Below are 24111 nucleotides of genomic sequence, written 5' to 3'. Positions count from 1 at the left end.
TTTATTTCATCTATGACATTATACAAAGAATCCCGCCCGCTGGCAAGCCCTGGAATGGCCGCAATCTGCCAGCACCATCATGAGCACGCCGTCACCGCGTGCCGTCATCGTGCATCACGACCCAGGACGCAACAGTGCGCGCGGCTTCGATATAACGATGAAAATCCTGGTCCTGCAAATCCTTCTCCTCACCGATCTCGCCATCCTCGATATACAGACGATGATTGAACGCACGGTCAGACTGCGTGAGCGGTGGCAGCAGCGAAGAATAACTGCTGCCGGCCGGCAGGATGAGCTCCGCCAGTGTCGGCGCAATCTGGAGATGACTGCCGGCCTGCTGCTCGGAAAAGAGATCCACAGGCACGCCGTCGCCATAGAAATAACAGGGAATCCCGCTCAATGCCCAGAGCGAGACATCCGTCGCGAAATTGAATCGCTCCGCATGGTCCCCCGTCACGACAAAGAGCGTCGACGGATCATCCTGCTGCGCCTGACGGATGAATTTCCCCATGACCTGATCCGCATACCAGATATGGCCCAGCTGATCCAACGTCGCCTTATCCGCGGGGATGGACGGCGGCAGTTTCGCCGCCACCTCGCTCCGCGGGAAGCCCTCGGCATCCACATCGTAGGCAAACGGCGGATGGTTGCTCGTCGTCAGGATGAAGTAGAACGTATCCTGCTCATCCGTCTCCATCTGCCCGCGAATCGCATCGAACAATGCGCCATCCGGCACGCCCCACGACGAGCTCTCTCCCTGCTCCGGCAATTCGTCAGCACAGTGGAATTCATCAAAGCCCTCGCGCAGGGTAAAATGTCCGATCTCCTGCCAGCTGCGCAGGCCGCCGTACCAGAAGACCGTCTTGTACCCCATGCGCTTCATCGTCGCGCCAATGCCGAGTCCATCGACATGGCCCTGAAAGCCCATCGTATAATTGACATACAGCCCCACATCGGGCAGGCCCGTCAGGAAACCATTGAGCGAGGTCATCGTGCCGTTGCCGTTCGGCAGGAAATGATACGTATGCGCACCATGCGCCTCGAGCCACTCGCCCGTCTGCGCCAGCCCCAGCGAACGGTACTCCGGCAAAAGCGGCCAGAGTGCATAATTCTCGCCGAGTATCACCACGACATGATGCGGCCGCCTGGCCAGCGGCGCCGTACTCTTTTGGCGGGAAAACGCTCCTTCGACAGTCTCGGCATTCAAATCGCCGCCCAGCGTGGCAACCGCCTCATCCAGTTCATCCGCTGAAATCGGCCGCAGCGCACGCTCCGTGGCGCGCTCATGCGTACTGTACGCGCGGTAAAGCGCCTGTCCGTCATCGAGCACCGCTTCATTCAGGACCACATATCGCGTGCGCGCAGCACTCTCCCACGGCACGCCGCTGTCCGAATGAAACGCTCCGCCAAACCGGCAGAAAATGCCAAAGACCGGCACAAGGACTGCCGCCAGGACAGCATACCGCCGGACATGGCGTTTCGGCAGCCAGACCGGCGTACGCGCGATCCTGAGCCAGAGCCAGATGAAAAGCGCCATGAGCAGGACCGCGCCGGTCAGGCGCGGCCAAAGCTGATACTGCTGCACCGCCGTATCCCAGATGGCCGAATGGTCATCCTTCCAGCCGTTGAACAGCATGATGTTGAAGCCCTGATGAAAGACTTCATAATACGGGATGCGGATCATGAAAAGCAGCGTCATCAGGGCCACAGCCGCACTGCCCAAGATCTCACGGATCCGTTTTTCCGGCCACCAGGCCCAGACGGCATACGGCAGCGTACCAAACACAAACGGAAACGCCGCCAAAAACGCCGTCGTCTTCAAGCTAATGCGGGCCCCAAGCCAGAGCGCCTCGACAATATCCTCCCAGCCGGCACTTCGCAGCTGGCCGGCATAAATCAGCAAAAATGCAATACGAAATACCATGAGCAGGACGTAGATATACAAGAACAGCTTGCCGACCTGCTGCAATGATTTTAAGAAACGCAACAAACTCACCTTACATCATGATCCAAGCACTTGTCAGCATGACGAACCACCCATGCTGTCAGCGACGTCATATCCGACGACAACTGGCGCCACATCTTGTTGTCGGGCTCATGCTTCTTCGTGCCTTCCCGATCTGCCTCTTTGACTTCTTCCACCAGTCCGGATGCCACCTCGCCAAGTTCCAGCGGCGTAATCCACTGCTTTGGCGTAACGAGGCCGGCCGGCTGCGGAAGCGTCAGGGACGGGTACAGCGAATAATACGTAAAGCCTTGCGGCGCAATCATTTCCAGTACCGTCGGCATGATGTTCAGATGCGTGCCGATGGTGTTTTCTCCGAAGAATCCCTGCCCAATATCGCGTTGATGCACAAGCAGCGGCGTGCAATAAAGCTCGCGATACATATAATCGCGCGGCACCAAGGAAGAATTGCTCAAGTCGCCATAAAGATTGGAATGATCTCCCGTATAGAGAATCAAAGCATCCGGGAAACGCGTCTGGATCTTCCGGATAAAGGACTGAACAGCCCGATCCGCATAACGGGCCGTGCTGAATGCCTTGCGGCGTTCTTCATTCTCCCGGATATCCGGCCCGACATCCTTCAGCATTTCATCGGGATCGCCGCCCAACACATCCATGGGAATCTTGTACGGACCATGGTTCGAAGTCGTATAAACAAAATGGAAAGTCGGTTCCTCAATTGTCTCCATTTGCTTGGCCGCTTCCGTCAAGAACACATGGTCATATATACCGACCCAGGTACGCGGTGCATCCGGGCCGCAGAAATCCGTAGCACTCCGGACCTCATCAAACCCCTGCGCATGGCCAAAATGGTTGAAATTCCCGTTCGAAGCATTGCCGCCATACCAGTAAATCGTCCGATAGCCCAGTTTTTTCATCTGACCGGCAAACGACGTAATGGTCTGCCCCTGCCAGAATGATTCCATCTCATTCAGCTCCAGCTGAGCATCATAGATACCGCTCATCAAAGAAACGATGGACGGACGCGAGATATTGCCGGTCGGCAGGAAATTCTTCAGATAAGCCGTATGCGGATCAGCAATCCAGTCCTTCGTCGCATCCAGGATATGAAGATCGGCATAAAGAGGATCCAAGGCCCACTGCGGAACACTCTCCCCGACAATGACAAATACCTGCGACGGCTTGCGTATCACAGGACCACGCGCCGTGCGCCGAAACAGCTGCAGCGGATTATCCTGCGGCTGCCACTTGCTTCCGGCGGGCAGGAGACGCGAGATTGACTGCTCCAGCTCCTCATCACTATGCTGCATCTCCTCGGCCAACGGTTTCCGTCTCACCCATTTGAGCGCCACAAGATCATCTACACAGGCCCTGGCCAGGAATGCATCTTCCTTGACAAGCGAAGGGATCGTATCCCACTCCGGTTTATTGCGATGATTCAGCGTCCCGCCATAACGCACCCAGTAAAATCCCAGAATCGCCAGCAGGAAAAGCCCCGCCGTCAGCACATATTGCGCCAGCGACGACGCAATGTGAGGAGCAGGAAGCGACGGCAGCTGCTGAAACAGCCAGCAGCCCACCCCGACAAACGGGATATAGAGCAAATACCCCAGGAGGATCCATCCACCATGATCCTGATGGAAGAACACGTCCACCAGATTATGCTTCTCTGCATTCCTGCCCATGTGAACAAGGTAGTTGAAGGTATCATGAAAATGATGATAAAAAATCATCTTGCCGGCAAACGCCGTATACAGGATGGCACCATAAAGGCAGCCCAGAAAAATACGCAGCTCCAGCCCGTACTGCTGGAAAAAGCCGACAAACAGCGAGGGAAGAGATACCAGGACCATCGATGCAAGGAACACGTACGCATTAAAGTCCATCCCCCACCAGAAGCCAAAACGAAAACACTCCCGCAATGCCTTGCCACGACCTTTAAGAGAAGGGTACGGCTGATAGACCTTTATAAAAATCAAGCGGAAGATTGCACTTAATACAGGGGAAAAAAGAAACAATTTTATATCCTGTTGTATTCCCTGAAAGAAACATTCGAACATATATACTCCTCTTTTGTTCAATACACTGTATCATAAAGTATATAATACCCGCTAAATTGTTCAAAAACAAGATGCAATCCTTTTATTATCATTTACATAATTTATCACAGCATAAATTACAATCAATCACAGTTCATGTACAACCCTTTGTAATAAATTGGATAATGAGAATTTTTGAACATCCATGTGCCCTTTTTCCATAATACGGATTCTCTCTTTTTCATTCGAAATAAAATATCTTATCTTTTGTAATAAATCCGCATCATTTTCAAACATAACTAAATCTGAATCAAGATTCAATGTACCATTGGACTCTTGTCCTTTATTCATAAGTTGAAAGGTTCTTGTTGCCAATATCTCAAACGTTCTTGGTGATATACTTTTATGAACAGAATTATTTATATTTAATACAATTTTACTGTGCCTATATATATGTGCCGTTTCTTCTGGAGGCACATTATGATTGATTAAACAAGAATATAATTCTGGATGTTTCCGCTTGAATTTCCATACCATCCATGGCCATTTATCATTAAACCATTTCCCAACTACAACTAGATGAAGATGATGAGTTATTGCATATTTTGCCACATGTTCTAATATACGGAATCGGTCCGGAGTAACTGCTCCTACAAATGCCATATCGATACGTCGTTCTTCTTGTCTAGCAAAATAAATATTTTCATCATAACCAAGTGGCAGATAACTTATATTGTTCATATCAAAGGTGTCTTTTATATAAGATATATCATCGTATTCAAATACATACACTTTATCATATAATCCAAGTTGTTTCTGTGCCCCTATAGAAAATCTTCTTATGGAATCCCATAACATCAATATTTTTCTATACTTACTCAGCTCCAGCAAGGTATTCGTACTAATAAGTTCTCCACCAGCTAAAAATAACAGTACTGTATTCTCATCTGCATTTTTTCTTATAAAAGTTAATAAATCATCATTCCACCTTTTATCCCACTTATCTTTTATAAATTGAAGCCCAAATTTATAAAATTTTCTTTGTAAATAGGAACAATGATTATAAAACTCTTTTTCCTCAAAAAAGGATACTGAATATCCCATATTTTTTATTGTCCGAACAGTGCTATATGCATAATTATAATAATTAGGCCCTATAATTATAAAATCCCGGCATACATTATTACGCATTTTCTCTTCATCCTAAAATAAAATCCAACTATTTTCTATTCATAACAACTTCTAACTGTTGATTTAAGTTGTTCGATAAAACTTTATAATCGAACATACTTTGTGCATATGACTGCGCGACTTTTCCCTTTTCTTCTAAACAAGGATCAGATATCGCCTTCAGTAATGAATTTGCTACATCATCAGGATTCGATTGAACAATTTCACCGCATTTACAATGATCTGTAGCATCAAGAGCAAAATCACTATAATATGTAATAATAGGATAGGCCGCAAAATACATAGCTTCGACAACAGCTATACATACACTTTCAGACCGACTTGTCATACACATGATTTTTGCTCGCTTGTAGAATGAATATAATTTATTTCTATCAGATATATTTCCCGTTAAAATTATTTTATCTGCTAAATAAAAATATTTATTCTTAATTTCCATTACATATGTATAAAATGCATCTGTATATGGTCCTATAAAATAGAATTTCCATGTTCCCAATTTTTTCGGAGGAATTTTAGTAATAGCATCTATTAATAATTCATTATTTTTTTCATAAGTTCCTAATCGTCCCACAGTTATAAGGATATTTTCCTTATGCTTTTTGTCCAGATCATCTGTATCAACATCCAATAAGGAAACACCATTGGGCAGATAGCCTATACGATTTCTAAAAACGACGTTATTTTTTAATATTTCATAATATTTATTAGTTTCCACTGTAAACCAGTCAACATATCTACTCTTAATTTTTTCCAAGTGATTTTTTATTGATAAAATTGGACTGTTATTTTCAAAATGATGAAATCCGCCATGTCCCATATCCAATTTACTATACACAAGGATATGTGGATTGTATCGTTTACACAACCAAGCTAATTTCCAAATAGTGTTGCCATAGTTTAAAAACATTAATACGTCAAAATCACTTGCATGTTCTTTTATATAGTGATTGGCCAAAGGAACTTGTTCCTTATAGTCAATAGCACACCCTATACAAATAGGTTCTACATATTCAAGAAACGAGCTTGGCCAAACAACATCCTCCTCTTTAGTTTTAAAGAAGATATACTTAGAAATCCACCCACTATTCTTTGACAAAGCATGCAAAAACATACCTGCATCTTTATATGCTATAACTGAAGAATCGGATAGACCAAATAAAATTAGACCTATTTTTCTTCTCATTATAATCATTACTCCTGAAAATATTTTTTTACAAAACTCTTCGGATCAGGAAAAAGCTTAAAGCTTTCCTTGATTTTTTCATCTTCCCATTCCCACCATTTTATCCTTAATAATTTATTAATAATGTCCTGGGAAAACCGATATTTTACAATTCTATTTGCTCCCACGACAACAGCATACGGAGGAACATCTTTAGTGATGATGCTTCCAGCGCCGATAACAGCGCCATCACCAATTTTAATATTGTTAAGTAAAATACATCGGGCACCAATCCATACATCATTGCCAATTTCTAAGCTATGACTTATAGGAGGCATATCGGGATAATTAATTTCAGAATTCCAAGTACTTACATAATCAATTCTATGACCATTTGGTACCACTAACTGATTTATAGCAATTGAAGAAAACGCTCCTACAGATTTTAGTATAGAATCATCAACATATCTATATCCCCATGTATATTTACCAATAGGAATACCCGAATACTTTTCAAAATAATATCGTGCCAAATTGTCCTTAAATCCATATCTTTTTAAAGAATATGAATATAGCCAATTTGGGCATTTCCTACAGCCTCTTAGTTTTCTTGTTATAGCCGCTAAATAATAATCATATTGACTTATTTTATATTTTTTCTTTAGGTTTTCCATATCAACTTTTATCCCCTGTAAATAATCTATATACTCCCAACGATCTGCCTTCATTATAAAATTTCTCGATAGTATCCATCACTATATTTGGCGTTATGCTTTCCATACAAGTCGGATGTATACAATATCCAGGACTATTAAATAATGTATCGCATGGAGCACATTTCTTTGTAGAGCATATACTTGCATATATTCTTTGTGGACGAGCCCTATAATCCGGTTGTGATCCATATAATCCAATGACTGGTGTATCCATTGCGTTTGCCACATGAACAGGAAAACTACACCCATTCACAAGCAACTCTGCTTTATCAATAACGAAACCAGTTTCTAATAAATTAGTTTTACCACGTAAATCTAATACATTATCTGAAAAATTCACTTTTGTACTAGACTTAGGTTCTGCACCAATAATAACAACTTTTTTGTTTTTTTCTTTTATTTTATCAAAAAGAATCAGCCAATGTTTTAACGGCCAGTCCTTGACCGTACTTCCTGTATTAAGACTACAGACTATATATCCCTCTTCTAAAAAATCCCCCAATAAATATTTTACATGCGCTTGTTGGTTCATCGACAATTTCGGGAAATAAAGTTTATCCCAATCAGGTAAAGTTGTAACATCGATTCCTAAACCTTTTTTTAGAAAATATGCATATACTACAGGTTCGTAAGCATAATTCATCCACGGTTCAACAGTCAGACATTTAGTAAGAAAAGCCTTTCTTTTATGAGGCAGTCCTACTCTTTCTTTAATTCGAGCCATCGCGTATACTGTTGATATTCGATAAAGAGTATCCATCAAATAAACCACATCGGATTTCCATAATTTCTTTATCAAAAACAACGTATTTTTCAGACTCTTATCATATGTAAAATACTCATCAACGAATGGGCATGCTTCCATCATCTCTTTTGCATTATCATTACCGATAACTGTAAGTCTCGTTTCTGGATAAAGTGTCTTTATTCCTCGCAGCAATGGAGTCAGCATAACCATATCGCCTAGGCCACCGAAGCGACTCATAATTATGCGTCGATACATAAACTTCACCTCATTTTAATAAAAAGGCTTATAAAGATATGATACAATATTATCATACTAGAAAATCAATCAACTCGTTTTATCATTTCGGCATTATCGCCAATCCATGCCAATCCCATCAAAAGCCAAAATTCTCGCATAATCGGAACACATGTAAAATTTGTATCTGTTAACCCTTCTATATGCACTGCAACAAGCACCAATATTCCCATCAAGGCAAATGAATAATCATTCTCGCTACGTCGACATCTATACTGTTTAATCAATCGATATAAAATATACAAATTAAAAAGAATAAATGCACTTCCGCCAATAATCCCACCTTCAGATAAACGCTTTAAGATATTGTTATGTGGATGTCCATGTCCACTTCTTGGATCATTTGCTTGTGAGCGCTCCTTCGCCAATGGTGAAATATACTCCGTATTATAAACATAGCCAAATTCATCAGAGCCAATTCCAGCCAGGGGATAATCCTTGGTTATTTCAATAGCAGCCTTCCACATCAAAACACGTTCACTATTACTTGTAAACTGCATATCCGTTACACTATTAAGACGGTACTGAAGTGTTGGATAAATAACGGACAATCCTCCAATTAATATTAATACCGATGTTAAGCCTATCAATATTTTCTTTCTCATATTTTCACAACAAGCAGCATATATAATACCAGTCACAAAAAATGAAATCCATGCTCCTCGCGTTTGAGATGCAATAAGCATAAAAACTGACAGTATTAATACAATCTGCAAAAATATTTTTTCTTTATTTGAAAAATATTTCTTATTTGCACACCACCATAAGACTGGAATAGCCATCAACATATGTGTTGCAAAAAAGGTAGGAGAGTTGCTAAGTCCCAACACCCGGATTCCCCAATCAGATTCAGCGCGCGTAATAAGCTGGTAAAGTGCAGCAATATCTGTAATCAAAACAGATATTGAGAAAAGCAGGAATACCATCTTTAAATATTTTTGGTTTGAAATCGCTACCACAACTAAGAAAAATGGTATTAATCGATATGCAGTAGAGCATACTGATTCCATACTTCGTATTGGCTCTATGGATTGGGTGGATAAAATTAGCCACAGTATAAAATAGAGAATACTTATTCGAAGAAAAGTGTCCTTACAAATAAATGAGATATTCTTTTTTTGATAAATCCCCATATATAATAAAAAGAGGAATCCTAATATTATTCCCCATAGAGTTAAAAAAGGTGATATATTACTTCCTAGTGCTATTAATAATACCATATAATACACATATCGGTGTATTGCCATTATTATCATCTTCTTTCAATAAAATTCATAATATTTACATCTAATTATGCATCTAAAAATTTTTTACAGGCATCATATACATCATCCACTGCAATCTTCTTCATGCAACGTGGATCCGTACAAGTACTTCCATGATATCCATCACAGGGGCTACAACTTAAATTGGATTGAACAATCTGGCATGCCTGTCTAGGGGCCCACCGCTTAGGGTCAGTATATCCGTATAAAATGACACACGATGTTTTCATTGCTGCAGCTATGTGAATTGGCATACTACAAGAGTTTACCAGCAAAGATGCATTTTTTATAAGCTCACCAACTTGTCTTAAATTCAGCATCCCCCATAAATCAATAACTGCTTCTTTATCCCATTGATAACTTAAATTCCCATTACCAAAAACGACGCTTTTTATTCCGTAATTCCGATATATACGACGATATAGCATATTCCATTTATCTAATGACCAATCTTTTAAATAAAATGCTGTTATAGGCGATGATACTACATATTTTTCTCCTGGCAAAAGTCCAGTATCTGACATCTTGTTGCAAAGATCTGTTATATCATTTTGATTGGCAGCAGCCACATATAACTGATTTAAACAGTTACGTGGTAATGTTATTCCCAATCCTTCACTAACAACATTTCCCATAACATATGGTTCATATGTATGATCCATATATTCTTGCCATTTTATCTTCTTTGTCAGCCAAAATCCTCGCTTATGTTCAATCCCTATGCGAAGAGGAATTCTTGCAAATGAGCCAATCAACGCAGGTCGGTAAGTCAAATCTAAATATATTGCTATATCATATCCCCGCATTTTATTCCACAGTTTAAAAAAACTATCTTTGCGTTTATCATAGACAAATATCTCATCAATGAATGGTAATCCCTTTACGACATCAACAGCATTGGGAAGAATCATAAACGTAATATAACTATCCGAATATATTTTTTTCAATTCAGACAGTATCGGTGTTGCTAAAATAACATCACCAATACCACCCTGTTTTGTTACAAATATTTTTTTCATATTTTTGATCTTATTCATTACTTACACATATTACCTTGGAATTAATGTGTAACATTCCTTTAGCACCATATCGGGTGTCACATGCCATAAGCAGTTCGGTTTAGGATTGCTCGGACATTCATCCGCACGACATTTGCATGGACAGCATGGTTCATCCGTTGTAAGTACACGAGCATTGTCGTTGATTGGATGCCAGCGTTTCGGGCTCGTGCAGCCGTACATCGTAACCATGGGTACTCTTGTAGTCGCTGCAATATGCGTTGCACCTGTATCTACAGTCACAAAAAGATCGGATTTTTTGATGACGGCTGCCAAATCTACCAGATTGGTTTGACCGCAGAAGTTCGCTACGGGTACATGCATATCCGCGATAACTTCATCCGCATAAGCCCTGTCACCGGGAGCACCGACGATAAAGAAGCTCGCATTATATTCCTTGCTCAGCCCATCGACTACTTTGACAAAATATTCTTTTGGCCAGGTCTTTAAAGGGAAGGTCCCCTTCACACATAAAGCAATACGCTTTTCTGTCAGGGGAAGGGTCGCCATTAATGCATCTGCCTTTTTTTCATTTTCAGGCATAATGCGCGCAAAAACGGGACGTTCATGGCCAGTCTGTCCGGTGAACCCCCGTACGATTTCCTGATACGTCTCTGCTTGAAGGGTAGTCTCCAAATTGTGTTTGATATGTATCGTTTTCGTATACAGCCACGTTACACGGCTCGGTTTATCATCAAAAACACGATCCGGGCCAATTCTCACAGGGATGCCTGCCAGCCAGCACAATAAGGCCGGACGCAATTTCCGGTCAAATGAAACGCTGAGATCAAAATAATGCGACTTAATGGTTTTGACCATATCCATCATCTTATGGAATGAGTTTTGTTTTGCCTTGTAATCAAATATAATGACCTCATCAATGACAGGATTGTTCTCCACAGCCTGACGGACGACGGGTCTGGCCAGCATCGTAATCCTGGCTTTCGGATATGCTTGTTTCAACAAGGCAATCGCACTTGTCGTCAGGACGACATCGCCAAGATTGACTAAAGCATTCACTAAGATATTGCGATATTCCCCATTTTTCACGTTTGTCATGATAGCTTCTCCGTATGTCTGGGCAAATTACCGTATCAGGACATCAAAATGTTTTGAATCAATCGTTCCTGACTGTACGCGGCATTTGCCAAGTCCAACCCATGTTGATAGGTAGTCGTATTATTCGTTAGATCATCAATAAACTTTTCCAATTGTTTTGCGAAATCTTCAACGGATGTCAATTTGATGGCCTGCCCAATTGTATAGTTTTCCAAGACTTCCGGATTGAGTTCTGGAGAAATCAATACCGGTTTGTAAAAGCCAATCGCGGTAAACAGCATCGCGCCCCAATGGTATCGATAACGCTCAGCCGCGTAAGGCATCATGATGGCATCTACTCCCAAGAGCGCCTTCTGCCATTCCAAGCCAATGAGATTCTTGTGCCAAAAAGTGATGTTCCCATATCCATGGTAATCCCGTGCAAACTGCTCGAACAACTCTCCGTCTTCCGGTTTGGCCGTCGCACCTTGTACAATCAACTCAACTGGCACTGAAAATTTGGCCTTTGTAAAAGCTTCGAGGAAAAAGCCAAGATTCTTCTCCTTGCGAAACTGGCCAAAGAAGCCAATCTTAATCGGCGGCTTAAAAGAGAGTTGTTTATTCACGGGCAATTCCCATGGCTTGAAAACAGGTGGCGAAATCAAATCAATATTATGAAGGCCGCTGTTCTTGAAGTCATCCCGCAAGGTGATGACCTTGAGATGGATATTGTGGCAGGATTCCACTCGACGTGCCTGTTTCTCAAATTTTGGTTGCTCATGCGGATTGATACCATGAAAAACCATATACACGGGAACCGGCGAATCCTTCAGTTTGCTGCGCAAGATTGTACGGATATACCGCCATGTCCCAGTGGGGATAATAATGGCGTCACAGTGATGTGCGCAGGCCTTGGCATAGGCTGAATTAAACCAGGCAACACGGCGGCGCTCTCTCAGCAAAGACAGAAATATCTTCTTCAGCTTGCCCGCACCAGCATAGGTGACGACTTCGCCACCTTCAAGGTATTCGACATCACAATGATAATCTAACTTAAACGGAAAGCGCTCCGGCACAAAGAAAACAGGATCATGTCCCTGTTTCCGGAGTTCTTCGACAAGAATGCGGTCAAATTCCACCTCGTGGCCAGCCGGCATGACAATGGATTCCAGAATAGCAACTCTCATCTGTCAATCTCCTCTCCGCTGCAACTCGTGAAGTTTCAAATACTTGAGCATGGTATAGAAAAAATGGGTACAGCACAGATACGTTCCTATCCCTCCATCAAGAAATCCTCTGCGAACGATAAACATCTTAAAAAATCCGCCCACGCTGTGAAAGAATATATCCGGCATGGAAATTCTCTTGCCGCGTTTATATGCATCTTCTGCCCAGATGGTCGTATAAAGGCAGAGCTTTTCTTCCCATTCATGCCAATCACGATACGTATGATGCTCAATATGGCCGGATAACCGCCTTTCCGGAAGTTTACACGTCGGATGTTCATGGACCTTGTTGACCCAGGAGACCTCCTGACGCGGGAACATGCGCAAAACACGGTCTGGATAGAGGACACCGTAACTGAACGTCACGCCAAAAGCCACGGACTTCCTTGTAATTGCATACTGAGCATCCATATTGCCAGAAGCCAAAATACGCTTGACTTCATCAACCAACTCCTCATTAAGACGCTCATCCGCATCGAGATAAAGGACCCAGTCCGCTTCCGTCTGCTTCAGCGCGAAGTTTCGCTGTGCGGCAAAATCATTCGTCCAGGCGCGGAACGCGACTTTTGCACCGTGCGCCTTCGCCAGTTCAACCGTTTTGTCTGTGCTGCCGGAATCAATGATGACGACTTCATCCGTACATTTCTTGGCGTTCTCCACCACAGAAACAATATTCTCTTCTTCATTACATGTCAGGATCAAGATGGCCAGTGAGCTCATAGTATTCCTCATTCTGTCTTATCGTAATCACACGCTGATATCGGCATATCAACATACAACTTATTCCACTCATCAATGGAAACGACTTGAAAATCATCAATAACCAAAGGATTCAAATCATTTTGCTGTTGGAAGCAAAATGGCAAAGATTTTGCAATCTTTTCACGTAATGCTCTGCGTGAAAAAGCATCTCCTTTTGGCCATTCTAAAATATAGATATAGATGACAGGCTTTTTTCGCTGATGCGCTGCCAAGTAAAAGAAACTGTCAAAAAACTTTCTTGCGATATTTGCAACCATCTTATCACTATACGGATTGAATTGTGCAGCAGCTCGCAATCCCTTTTCATAAGGAAGTTTGGCATTTTTGTACTCAATCAGTAAAATTTTATTATTGAACTCGCAGATCCAATCCACATCGGCTAAAGGCAAATGTGCATCCCGATAGATTGGCTGAAGTTCTATTGACCATCTCGCATTGCGTAAATCAATCTGATAGTTGTGATTTTCTTCCCAATATACTTCACCCATGCGTATTGACCCCAGTAGTAATGCTGTAGACCTCATCCATCAGACGTGAAAATGCATCCATGATAGAATTATGTTTAAGCTCCGAAAAAGCTCCTGTCTCAAAGCAAATTTCCTGATTCTCTACATAAAACGAATGATACTGTAGCTTATCATCCTTTTTTTGCTTGATTTCCAAGTATTTCGCCAGGACATAGTCATGTGTGGAAATAAAGATCTGAACTTCATTGCGCTGCAGCTCAAGAAGCATCTCTGCCAAAATGGGAATATACTTTGGATTGATATTCGCCTCAGGTTCATCCCAGAACAGCATCGCACCTTTTTCCAATGTGCCGTTCTTGATCAGCTGCCAGAGTAACGCAATTTTGCGGATTCCTTCTGCCACTAAGTTAAACTCAATCCGGGCCTGATTACCTGGTTTAAGATAAAAGCGCTCATCGGCCACTGTTACACGCCCCTGCGTAATTTGATGCAGAATTTTCAAGTAGCGCTTGCGCTCTGCTGTATCAGGGCCATGGGATAAGTCGACACGCGCTGCGGCAATGATGTCGATATAGGTATCATCAAATTCGACGTTTCCCTTCATCACGGCTTCGGGAAGATTTCGGGAATTTGAGAGGATTTCCTTAGCTGGAATAAATGTACTTTCAACATTTCCCTTCTGGTTCTCCCACTTTTCCTCTCCTGTGACAGTTGCCCCGTACTTGGCGGTACGATTCGTAAACGTCATCTCGACAGTTGCGCCATCCGAAACGACTTTGACACGCGCACGTCCGCCGCGATTTGAACGACTGAGCAACCGATGAATGCCAAATCCATCGGGGCGAAAGACACGTACCAGCTTCTGCGAAAAGGAAACATCCGGTTTGACCGCCTGGCATGCACTGTAGAGAGCTTTCATGATATGCGTCTTTCCCATACCATTCTCACCAATAAAGACATTGATGCCGCGCGAAAAGTCCATATTGAGTTCATGTAAGACCGTAAAATTTTCCAATTCCAGATGCTTGATGTACATATTGTCTCACCTCAACAAGGATTTTATTTGATTCGCAATAGCGGCATCCACTTCATCGAGCAGGGCGTAGCGCTTGCGGTAATTCGAGCGCTTGCGCGTCGGGATTTCCTCCATGGTCTTGCGGTATTCGGTCATCGGCAGCTCGTAGAAGCGCTGGTCTGCGCAGGGGCGGCCGCCAGATTCTTTCCAGAAGTCGCTGAAGCTCGTCTTGAGCTTGCGGTCGCGGCGAATGTGGTTGTTCGCGTAATAGCCGTAGTTCGTGACCGCATAAATCTGCTTGAGGCCGAGTGCCTTCGCTGCCTCCTGCGTCGCATGCAGGATGAAGTTTTTCGTGCGATAGGCATGGCAGCGTTTCGTGACATTCTTAACGACTTCTTTCGCATTTTCCATGTTCGGCCCCTGCATGGCCCCGATCCAGAGAGCCCATTCACCGGCCTTGTTCGGCGCAATCCAGAACATCATCTGGTAAAGGTCGTGCTCATCCAGGCGCAGCACGATGGACAGCAATCCTTCCTTGCGCTGCCCCGGATGGTAAAAGAGCTCAAAGCGCAGATGGCCCATTTCGTCCTGGCTTTCCCAGAGCACATAGGGCTTTCCCGCATAAAGGCTTAAAACGACATCTTCCTGCAGGTGCGTGACGAGGAACTCCATATGCTTTTCTACCAGGCGGGCGCGCTCGTCGAACGTCGACTTGTTGTAGAAGAAAGCTCTGGTCGGCTGTTCGTAGACAAACGGATATTCGTCCGCGATTTTTCGATACATGTCGTTCTGCGAGAAGAACTGGTGCAGGCGCTGCATGCGGCTGTTGTTCAGCAGGCAGCGCACCACGAAGACGGCCATACGTCTGGCCTCGCGCGGGTTATCGGTATTATAGATCTTTTTTCCTAAATGTATGTAGTCAAGCATGTCGTATCCCTTATGAATGATCTCTCTATCTCAATGCATGTTTCTGTCTTTTTCATTCTACCCTATTCGCTGACGATAATCAAACGAAAAGCCCTATCATCTGACAGGGCTTGCAACGTTCAATATTGGATTGCGAGCGGTTAGCAGGAAATGCCTGCCCGCACGAGATCGTACAGGCTTCCGCCTTCGTAGCGCAGGCCCGTGAGGCCGGCGTTCCTGGCACAGAGCATGTCACTTTCGCGGTCGCCGACAAAGTACGAGGCAGCGCGGTCGATGTGGAAGCGGGCACATGCCTCGTCGATGAGGCCGGTGGCCGGCTTGCGGCAATTGCACGTCCTGGTGTAGGCCGGCACGGAGCCCTGTGGATGATGCGGGCAGTAGTAGAGCGCATCGAGGTGGGCGCCAATGCTCTGAAGTTCCTCATTCATCCAGTCGTAGACGTGCCGAACGTCGCTCTCGGGGTAGTAGCCGCGGGCAACGCCGGACTGATTCGTCACGAGGATGGCGAGATAGCCATGGTCATTGACATACTTAATGGCTTCTTTGGCGCCGGGAATCCAGATGAAGTCTTCGGGACGGTGCAGGTAGGCGATGTCGACGTTGAGGGTGCCGTCGCGGTCGAAGAAGACGGCTCTGCGGAAGACCTCATCCACCGCGTTGCGGTCCCCCTTCCCCAGAGGGGAAGGCTCTCGCTTCTCATCAAAAGTCGACAGATGCCCAAGGACCTCTTCCGTCACCCTGCGGGTGCCACCTTCCCCGTGCGCGGGGAAGGCTTTATTTTCCGTATTCATAGTAACCGCCGTTGTCGAGGAAGTCTACGTATTCCTTTACGGCTTCATCCATGTCCGTGAAGCCCTGGTCGTAGCCGGCGGCGAGCAGGTGGGTCGGGTCGGATTCCGTGAAGTTCTGGTATTTGCCCTTGAGGACTTCCGGGAAGTCGCGGTAGGCGATTTCACCCTTGCCCATGGCCTTGATGACGGACTGGGCTACTTCCTTGTAGCTGTGTGCATGGCCGGTGCCGCAGTTGTAGATGCCGGACGGGCCGTGGTTTTCCCAGAACCAGAGATTGACGCGGACGACGTCCTTGACGTAGACGAAGTCGCGGCGCTGCTCGCCGTCCTCGACCGGTTTGCCGGCGATCTCGCCCCAGCCGCGGAACAGGTGTGCCTTGCCCGTCTCGTTGATCTGGTTGTAGAGCTGATAGAAGATGGAGGCCATCTTGCCCTTGTGATGCTCCTGCGGGCCGTAGACGTTGAAGTACTTGAGGCCGACGATCTGGCTGTGCGCTTCCGGCATGACCTGGCGCACATAGCGATCGAAGGCGAGCTTCGAGAAGGCATACGGATTCAGGGCATCCTCACATGCATCGCCTTCACGGAAGCCATGCTTGCCGGCGCCATACGTCGAAGCCGAGCTGGCATAGAAGAACGGGATGCGATGCTGCAGGCAGAAGTGCAGCAGGGATTTGGAGTATTCGTAGTTCACGCGCATCATGAAGTTGACGTCGTATTCCATGGTATCGGAGCAGGCGCCTTCATGGAAGACCGCGTCGATATCCGTGCCGTCGAAGTCGTCATCCTCGATGGACTGAAGGAAGTCATCCTTGTACTGGTAGTCGATGAACTGCAAGCCGCGCAGGTTCTTGTAGTTCTGTCCATCCTTGAGGTCGTCGACGATCAGGATGTCCGAACGGCCACGACGGTTGAGTTCCTTGACGATGTTGCTGCCGATGAAACCGGCACCACCCGTTACAATAATCATTGAAAAATTCCCCTTTCCAGATAAAACTGCCAGGCACATTGTCCCGGCAGGAAAAGACCATCAGAGTGCCTCGAGGACCTTAAGGAGTTCTTCGCGGCTGACGGCATACGTACCGAGCTTGGCGACGACAACGCTGGCGGCGAGGTTGGCCATGTACGCGCCATCGGCTGCCGAGAGCCCGCCGGCCAGTGCCATGGCAAAGACGGCGATGACGGTATCGCCGGCACCCGAGACATCGAAGACTTCCTGCGCCTTCGTCGGGATATGGACGATCTCGCCGTCGCGCACGAGGGAGAGGCCGTGCTCCGAACGCGTGACAATGATGTTCTTGAGCTTGAATTTGCGCATGACATAATGCGCGGCCTTCTCGACCGGCTTGTCCTCGTTGCGGATGGGTTCCAGCAGGACCTGATTGATTTCCTTGAGGTTCGGCGTGATGTAGTCCGCATGTGCGTATTTGACCCAGTTCGTGCCTTTCGGGTCGACGACGACGGGAACGCCGTGTTCATGACAGAGTTTGATGATTTTCTGGCAGTTGTCCTCGGTGCAGGCTCCCTTGCCGTAATCCGAGATGATCACGCAGTCCAGGCTCTCATTGAGCTTCTGGCGAATGTAGCCGAGGAAGCGTTCCGCGTAGGGACCGTCGATGGGTGCCGATTCCTCGAAGTCGAGGCGCAGCATCTGCTGATGCCCGCCGATAACGCGCAGTTTCGTCGTCGTCGGCCGGTCCGTCGTAATAAGGCCATGATAGTCGATGCCGCGAGCCGTGAATTTGTCGAGCAGGCTCTGGCAATGGTAATCATCGCCGACGAAGCCGCATATGCTTGTCTCACAGCCAAGCAAAGCCAGGTTGTGCGCGACGTTGGCAGCACCACCGAGCGTTTCTTTCGTATTATACACATGATTAATGGGTACTGGCGCTTCCGGCGAGATACGCGTGACCTCTCCGTAATAATACTTATCCAGCATGACATCGCCGACCACAAGGATCTTGCACTTCCCGGTCTTACGGGCAACGAAATCGTATAAGGCTTCTTTATCCATCTGGCACCTCTTCCTGATACTCCATGCTTTATCAAGCATCTCACTCAAAGTTCTACGACACGGCATTGGTACTGCCCCTGCGGCCGAGGAAGCTTGTACGCGGGTTCCCCGTGATACGCAGCGAGCAGCTCGTCCACGTACTTCATGACGACATCTACGGGTATATTCTTCATGCAGGCCATGTTATCCTTCCCCTTGCGCGGACATTCGTGGATGCCGCAGGGATGGCATTTCTCCGGCGTCTTGATGAGGACGTCCCTGCCATCATAGGGATAGAAGGTCGGCACCGGACTCGCGCCGAACATCGTGACAATCGGGACGTTCATGGCGACACCGACATGCATGGGGCCGGAATCCGTCGTGAGGAACAGGCAGCAGCGCCGCAGGAGCCCTGCAAGCACCGTCAGACTGACCTTGCCCGTGAAGATATGGATGCGCGGGCTCTCGCGCTCCTCCATCTGTGCCACGCATTTGTCGACGATGGATACGTCGGTCGGGCCGCCGAGGAAAGCGATGTCATAGCCGCGGCGGATGAGCCGGTCGGCACAGGCGGCAAAATAGCTGTCGAGCCAGCGTTTCGTCAGCCAGCTCGCGCCGATGTTGAAGGCCACAACCTTGGCATCCGGCCCGATTTCCTTTTGCCAGAGGCGCTGCGTTTCCGCTTCGGCTTCAGGCGGCAGCCACATCTCAAGGCCGCGGTCATCGATGGTCTTGACGCCGACGGCCTCTCTGAGCACATCGAGATGACAGAGCACCTGATGCTTGACCTTGTCCTGCGGCGTATCCGCCATGGCGCAGTTCGGCAGTACCTGATCGAAGAACCGCTTGAAGCCCGGCTGAGAATAACCGACAATGCGTTTGCCGCCCGAAAAGGCCGCAATAGCCGAAGCCCGCTCATTGCGATGGAAATTGATCACGAGGTCGAAATGGCGCCGGCGGATCTTGTGGATGAAGCGCAGGAGGGCCAGCAGGCCCTTGTCCCTGCCGTGTTTGTCGATGAGGATGCATTCGTCGATGTTCTGGTTGCAGCGCACGAGATCGCCGAGCGGCTTATCCGTGAGCAGCGCGATATGCGCCTGCGGGTAATTCGTCCGGAGCGTCCGGAGCGCCGGCGTCACCAGCATGAGGTCACCAATGTGCATCGTATTGATGACCAGGATATTCTGATACATGAAAAGCCCTTTCTTCTTCCTGACGATTGATCACTTGGCTGTAGTTGCGGATGATTGCTTCGTGCCGTTCCGCAGGATTGTCAGCAGCTTCTCTTCCACCTGTGCCGGCGTGATGATGTCGAGGCAGTCATGACCGAGCGGGCACGCGCGCTTCATGCATTCCTTGCAGCTGCGGTCGGCGACGAGGAGATTGTCCATCTGGCCATAGGGGCCGGTTCGCCTCGGCAGCGTCGGGCCCATCATCATGATGGTCGGCGCCTTGAGCCCGACGGAGAGATGCGTCGGGCCCGTATCGCCGCCCACGACGGCAGCAGCCTGCTGGAACAGATAGGCGAGCTGCTTGAAGTTCAGGCTGCCCACGAGATTGATGGGCGGAATCTCCATCTGCGCGGCAATCGCGGCAGCCTTCTGCGATTCCACGGGGCCGCTGCCCACGAGCACGGGGATGATTTTCTGCTCATAAAGCCAGTCGCCGAGTGCGGCAAAGTGCTTGTCCGGCCAGCATTTTGTCGGCCAGCTGGCACCGACGACGAGCACGACGTAGGGATTCTTCATATCGGCGCCGGCCTGCGCAACGATGCGGCGCGTGAGGTCCTGTTCCTTCGCCGGCACGGAAAGCGGCAGCCGGACATCCTGTACGTCGCAGCCGATGGCACGGGCCGTATCGAGATAGCGCTCAATGACATGGTCGTGGACGTGTGCACCTCGAACAGGCTGCGAGATGAGCTGGCTGCCCTCGCGCATATTCCACATGCCGAATTTCTGATTCTTCGGTGCCTTGGCCAGGTAAGCGATGGCTGCCGATTTAAAGAGGCCCTGCAGATCGAGGACGACATCGTACGTGCGCTCCTGGATCTTCTTCCGGAAGGGGCCGATATGACTGAGGAAGCCGCCCAGTGAACGAAATTCCTTCTTATGGAAAACGATGATCTCATCGACGCAGTCAGCCATCGCCACGATGTCATAGGCCGGCGGCTCCACGACCCAGGTCAGATGTGCCTCAGGATACGTTTCCTTGATGGCATGGCTGACAGGCAGGGCATGGATGACATCGCCGATGGAGCTGAGTTTGACAATCAGGATATTCTTCATGATGCTCTTAACTCTCCGCCTGAATCTTCTTGATGATGTTTGTCGTGGAGCGGCCCTCCACCATGTTGACGAATTTGACTTCACCGCCGTAGCTCTGCACAATCTTGGCCTCAGGCAGGGTATCCAGCGTGTAGTCGCCGCCCTTGACGTAAACATCCGGCTTGACCTGTGCGATGATTGACTCCGCCGTCTTCTCACCGAACAGGACGACGTAATCCACGGCCTTCAGCGCGCCGACCACCTCCGCACGGTCAAGCTCATGATTGATGGGACGCGTCGGTCCCTTGTTCTCCCGCACAGAGGCGTCGGTGTTGAGTCCCAACACGAGCACATCGCCAAAGGAACGCGCTTTTTCCAGGTAGCGGACATGGCCGGCATGCAGGATGTCAAAGCACCCGTTGGTAAATACGATTTTCGTGCCCGCTTCCCGCAGGATGCGGCAAAATTCGGCAATATCTCTGCCATCGATCAGCATGTTTTCCTTCCTCTCTCTTATCCGTCACGGCAAGTGTCTTTCGTCTGAATGGGTGAATGGATGATTCCGGTTCAGCGCTGCAGGGCCTGCAGGAGTTCCTGCGAGGAAACAGTGCTCGTGCCCAGCTTGCGCACGGCAATGCCGCTGGCGATGTTGCTGAGCTCTGCGGCTCTGGCCGGCTGCACGCCGGCTGCCAGGGCGAGGATGACCGTGGCCACGCAGGTATCACCGGCGCCGGAGACATCGAAGACCTCGCTTTTATCCGAAACGGGGATGTCGTGCACGGCTCCATCCTTCTCGATGAGGATCATGCCGAGTTCCCCGCGCGTCACGAGCACGCCGTCTGCCTCCAGGTCCTGCAGGAGCTCACGCCCCGCGGCAATAATTTCCTCCGCGCCATGCAGTGAACGGCCGACGGCAGCCGCCAGCTCTGCATCATTCTGCTTGACGTAGCCGATATGGCGGAAGCGGCGGATGGCATAGCGAGAATCCACGATGCTCGGCAGATCGTGCTGCCGGCAGTACGCAATGAGTGCCTGCTGCAAGCCTTCCGTCACCGTGCCGGCTCCATAGTCGCTGATGACCACACCATCGATTTCCGGCAGGACTTTCTTCAGATAGCGCTCCATCTCCGCCTCGAGGACGGGGTTCATGGTCTCGCGGCTCTCCTTGTCGATCCGCACGATCTGCTGACTGACCGTAGCGCGGCCGCCTGCGATGATGCGCGTCTTGGAAATCGTCGGCCGTGACGGGTCGGTCAGCATGCCTTCCGTGTGCGCGCCATTCTTCGCCAGAATCTCCCTGATCCCTTTGGCTCCCTTATCCGCGCCGACGAGGCCGGCCGCATAGACCGTGCCGCCTAACGTCGCGATATTGTTGACGACATTGGCCGCACCGCCCGCCACGATTTTCTCGCCGACCTGTTCCAGCACAAGTACCGGCGCTTCCCGGGAGATACGCGAGATGCGCCCGTCGAGGTAGATATCCGCCACCATATCCCCGATGACCAGGATGCGTTTCCCCTGCAAAGCCGCGATCACGGAACTGAATTCCTGCTTCATGTATCTCTTCCTTTCTGCGTCATCTCTTTATATTCTCGGTCAGAACGGCAGGAAATGCCATTTGACCTTCCAGGTGTTGTCGCGGCCTTCATAATGCAGGATGATCTGCGAGCAGTGCATATCGTGGAACCAGTAGTAATCGAGCTTGTCCCAGTCACTGCCCTCTACGTTATATTTAGCACCGAACGCGATGCGGTTCTTATCATCCAGGCGGTAGCTGAAGCCCGTTTCAATCTTGCGGGAGAAACTGTCGTTATCAAAATCGAAGAGCGAATTCTGCGTGTTGTTCTTCTGATAACGATAAGCCGCATAGCCGGACCAGCGGTCATCAAAGTCTTTGATCAGTACGGCATCATAGTTAAAGCCGCGAACCGTCGAATCATCGTACGATTCCTTCGTGACCTCATAGCTGGTGCTCAGGTGCAGGCGCCAGCCGGCGAATGTAATGGCATCACGGTTGATGCCGAATGTATAGCGGTTGTGATTACTGCGAATGCCGTTCTGATACCAGCGGCCGTACTCGCCGTTGATGCCGTAATGGAACGGCGTATGCCCGATGCGCCGGTTATGGCCCCAGAGCAGGGATGGTTCCTTTTTCAGCCAGTTATCATCGTTGTCATCGAAATAGCCGTAAACGACACGCGTGTAGACGGTACGGTTCGACCAGCCCATATTGACATCGTTGCGCCAGCTTTTTTTCGACGTATACATGAGATTGAGATTGGCATCCACATGCGGTGCAACAGGCGTATGGTAGCTCTGCTCGACCCAGACGCCGTTCGTCTTGTCGTAGCCGACGCGCGGCAGCCAGTCCGTCGGGTTCTGGTCTTTCGTCAAATCCACCTCATACGTCGACTTCGTCATGATGACATTGCCCTTGAGCAGGAATTTGACATGGTGCATGACCATCTTGTCGTTGGGGTAGATTTCTATCTTCTGCGCGTAAAGGTTGTAGTCCGGATGCTGCGCACTGCACTTGGTCTTCGTGCCATCGTAGATGATGATCTTATCCGGATAGAACTCAAAGCGCTTGCCCGACATGTAGCTGTCCGCGACCTGGCCCTTGGCGCGCTCCATCGTGCCCGTACGGTCCTTGTAGTTGTAATTCGTCTCGTAGCCGTCGAGCAGCACCTTCGTCTGTCCCGGCGTCAGCTGCATCATATGGCCTTTGCCGGGGATATGGATGCGCTGCGTGATGGTATTGCCATCGACATCCTCACCCGTAAAGCGGTGATTGTCAATCTGCGTGATCTTGACCTTGCCCTTGGCCTCGAAATCGCCGGTCGCCTGATTCCAGGTCAGGTCATCACCCTCAAAGGCCACAGGCGCGGCCTTCGTCGGGTCCACCGGATAGCGCAGGTGCTTGGCCATCTCCGCCGTATCCTTGAGGAGCTGCGTTTCTTCCGGCGTCACCTTCTGCTTGTCCCGGGCAGCACGATGTTCATTTTCCAGGTAGTCGAGGAGCCCGAGGCTCGTATCGGAATCGGACCGGTACGTCGCAGCGCTGACCGTGCCCGGCACGCACAGGGCTGCGACAATCAAGCCCGATAAAATCTTATTTGATACCTTCATCCAAAAAATCTCCATTCAAAAAAGACTGCTAACCTCTATAGTACATCATAGCCGCCC

The 24111-nt window shown here is 48.2% G+C and carries 22 protein-coding genes; all 22 read right to left on the bottom strand.

Annotation, left to right across the window (positions count from 1 at the left end; translation table 11 throughout):
* Window positions 1-91 precede the first annotated feature (91 nt).
* On the bottom strand, window positions 92-1987 hold the full coding sequence (locus DWX75_RS02555) for an LTA synthase family protein (protein ID WP_233519440.1): 1896 nt from the start codon (window positions 1985-1987) through the stop codon (window positions 92-94).
* A gap of 5 nt (window positions 1988-1992) precedes the next feature.
* The gene (locus DWX75_RS02550; RefSeq protein ID WP_233519439.1) at window positions 1993-3852 is read right to left on the bottom strand and encodes an LTA synthase family protein; all 1860 of its coding nucleotides are present in this window, start codon (window positions 3850-3852) and stop codon (window positions 1993-1995) included.
* 300 nt (window positions 3853-4152) lie between these two features.
* The gene (locus tag DWX75_RS02545) at window positions 4153-5196 is read right to left on the bottom strand and encodes a glycosyltransferase (protein ID WP_118014672.1); all 1044 of its coding nucleotides are present in this window, start codon (window positions 5194-5196) and stop codon (window positions 4153-4155) included.
* A 28-nt stretch (window positions 5197-5224) separates the two neighbouring features.
* Entirely contained in the window at window positions 5225-6382 is a 1158-nt protein-coding gene (locus DWX75_RS02540) for a glycosyltransferase family 4 protein (RefSeq protein ID WP_199497496.1), read from the bottom strand.
* Window positions 6383-6390: 8 nt separating this feature from the next.
* Window positions 6391-7089: a CatB-related O-acetyltransferase gene (locus DWX75_RS12185; RefSeq protein ID WP_233519438.1), complete on the bottom strand. Its 699-nt coding sequence runs from the start codon at window positions 7087-7089 to the stop codon at window positions 6391-6393.
* The gene (locus tag DWX75_RS02530; RefSeq protein ID WP_118014663.1) at window positions 7037-8080 is read right to left on the bottom strand and encodes a glycosyltransferase family 9 protein; all 1044 of its coding nucleotides are present in this window, start codon (window positions 8078-8080) and stop codon (window positions 7037-7039) included. Before DWX75_RS02530 ends, DWX75_RS12185 begins: the two co-directional genes overlap by 53 nt.
* A 65-nt stretch (window positions 8081-8145) precedes the next feature.
* On the bottom strand, window positions 8146-9366 hold the full coding sequence (locus DWX75_RS02525) for an O-antigen ligase (RefSeq protein ID WP_158558751.1): 1221 nt from the start codon (window positions 9364-9366) through the stop codon (window positions 8146-8148).
* A 44-nt stretch (window positions 9367-9410) separates the two neighbouring features.
* The gene (locus DWX75_RS02520) at window positions 9411-10421 is read right to left on the bottom strand and encodes a glycosyltransferase family 9 protein (RefSeq protein WP_118014657.1); all 1011 of its coding nucleotides are present in this window, start codon (window positions 10419-10421) and stop codon (window positions 9411-9413) included.
* A gap of 12 nt (window positions 10422-10433) precedes the next feature.
* Window positions 10434-11501 (bottom strand): glycosyltransferase family 9 protein, encoded by a 1068-nt coding sequence (locus DWX75_RS02515; protein WP_118014654.1) that lies wholly within the window; start codon window positions 11499-11501, stop codon window positions 10434-10436.
* A 35-nt stretch (window positions 11502-11536) separates the two neighbouring features.
* Window positions 11537-12667 carry a glycosyltransferase family 4 protein gene (locus DWX75_RS02510; RefSeq protein ID WP_118014650.1) on the bottom strand — a complete coding sequence of 377 codons (1131 nt, stop codon included), beginning with the start codon at window positions 12665-12667 and terminating at the stop codon, window positions 11537-11539.
* 3 nt (window positions 12668-12670) lie between these two features.
* Window positions 12671-13426 carry a glycosyltransferase family 2 protein gene (locus DWX75_RS02505; protein ID WP_118014647.1) on the bottom strand — a complete coding sequence of 252 codons (756 nt, stop codon included), beginning with the start codon at window positions 13424-13426 and terminating at the stop codon, window positions 12671-12673.
* An 8-nt stretch (window positions 13427-13434) separates the two neighbouring features.
* A complete protein-coding gene (locus tag DWX75_RS02500) occupies window positions 13435-13956 on the bottom strand; it encodes a hypothetical protein (protein WP_118014644.1) in 522 nt (173 codons plus the stop codon).
* A complete protein-coding gene (locus DWX75_RS02495) occupies window positions 13949-14971 on the bottom strand; it encodes an ATP/GTP-binding protein (protein ID WP_118014641.1) in 1023 nt (340 codons plus the stop codon). The genes DWX75_RS02500 and DWX75_RS02495 overlap by 8 nt, the downstream gene beginning before the upstream one ends.
* Before the next feature lie 6 nt (window positions 14972-14977).
* A complete protein-coding gene (locus tag DWX75_RS02490) occupies window positions 14978-15877 on the bottom strand; it encodes a VirK/YbjX family protein (protein ID WP_118014638.1) in 900 nt (299 codons plus the stop codon).
* A gap of 140 nt (window positions 15878-16017) precedes the next feature.
* Entirely contained in the window at window positions 16018-16530 is a 513-nt protein-coding gene (locus DWX75_RS02485; protein WP_233519443.1) for a D-glycero-beta-D-manno-heptose 1,7-bisphosphate 7-phosphatase, read from the bottom strand.
* Window positions 16531-16651: 121 nt separating this feature from the next.
* Complete coding sequence (gene rfaD, locus DWX75_RS02480) at window positions 16652-17638, bottom strand: ADP-glyceromanno-heptose 6-epimerase (RefSeq protein ID WP_118014632.1); 987 nt, start codon at window positions 17636-17638, stop codon at window positions 16652-16654.
* A gap of 60 nt (window positions 17639-17698) precedes the next feature.
* Window positions 17699-18682: a D-glycero-beta-D-manno-heptose-7-phosphate kinase gene (rfaE1, locus tag DWX75_RS02475; RefSeq protein ID WP_118014629.1), complete on the bottom strand. Its 984-nt coding sequence runs from the start codon at window positions 18680-18682 to the stop codon at window positions 17699-17701.
* A gap of 44 nt (window positions 18683-18726) precedes the next feature.
* On the bottom strand, window positions 18727-19854 hold the full coding sequence (locus DWX75_RS02470) for a glycosyltransferase family 9 protein (RefSeq protein ID WP_118014626.1): 1128 nt from the start codon (window positions 19852-19854) through the stop codon (window positions 18727-18729).
* A gap of 30 nt (window positions 19855-19884) precedes the next feature.
* Complete coding sequence (gene waaC, locus DWX75_RS02465) at window positions 19885-20946, bottom strand: lipopolysaccharide heptosyltransferase I (protein ID WP_118014623.1); 1062 nt, start codon at window positions 20944-20946, stop codon at window positions 19885-19887.
* 7 nt (window positions 20947-20953) lie between these two features.
* The gene (gene rfaE2 / locus DWX75_RS02460; protein ID WP_118014620.1) at window positions 20954-21421 is read right to left on the bottom strand and encodes a D-glycero-beta-D-manno-heptose 1-phosphate adenylyltransferase; all 468 of its coding nucleotides are present in this window, start codon (window positions 21419-21421) and stop codon (window positions 20954-20956) included.
* Window positions 21422-21492: 71 nt separating this feature from the next.
* A complete protein-coding gene (locus DWX75_RS02455) occupies window positions 21493-22482 on the bottom strand; it encodes a bifunctional heptose 7-phosphate kinase/heptose 1-phosphate adenyltransferase (RefSeq protein ID WP_118014618.1) in 990 nt (329 codons plus the stop codon).
* A gap of 39 nt (window positions 22483-22521) precedes the next feature.
* Complete coding sequence (locus tag DWX75_RS02450) at window positions 22522-24054, bottom strand: LPS-assembly protein LptD (protein WP_118014615.1); 1533 nt, start codon at window positions 24052-24054, stop codon at window positions 22522-22524.
* Window positions 24055-24111: the final 57 nt, after the last annotated feature.

Origin of the sequence: Mitsuokella sp. AF21-1AC (assembly GCF_003458855.1) — a bacterium.
Taxonomy (GTDB): domain Bacteria; phylum Bacillota; class Negativicutes; order Selenomonadales; family Selenomonadaceae; genus Mitsuokella.
This window is presented reverse-complemented; position numbering and strand designations above follow the sequence as displayed.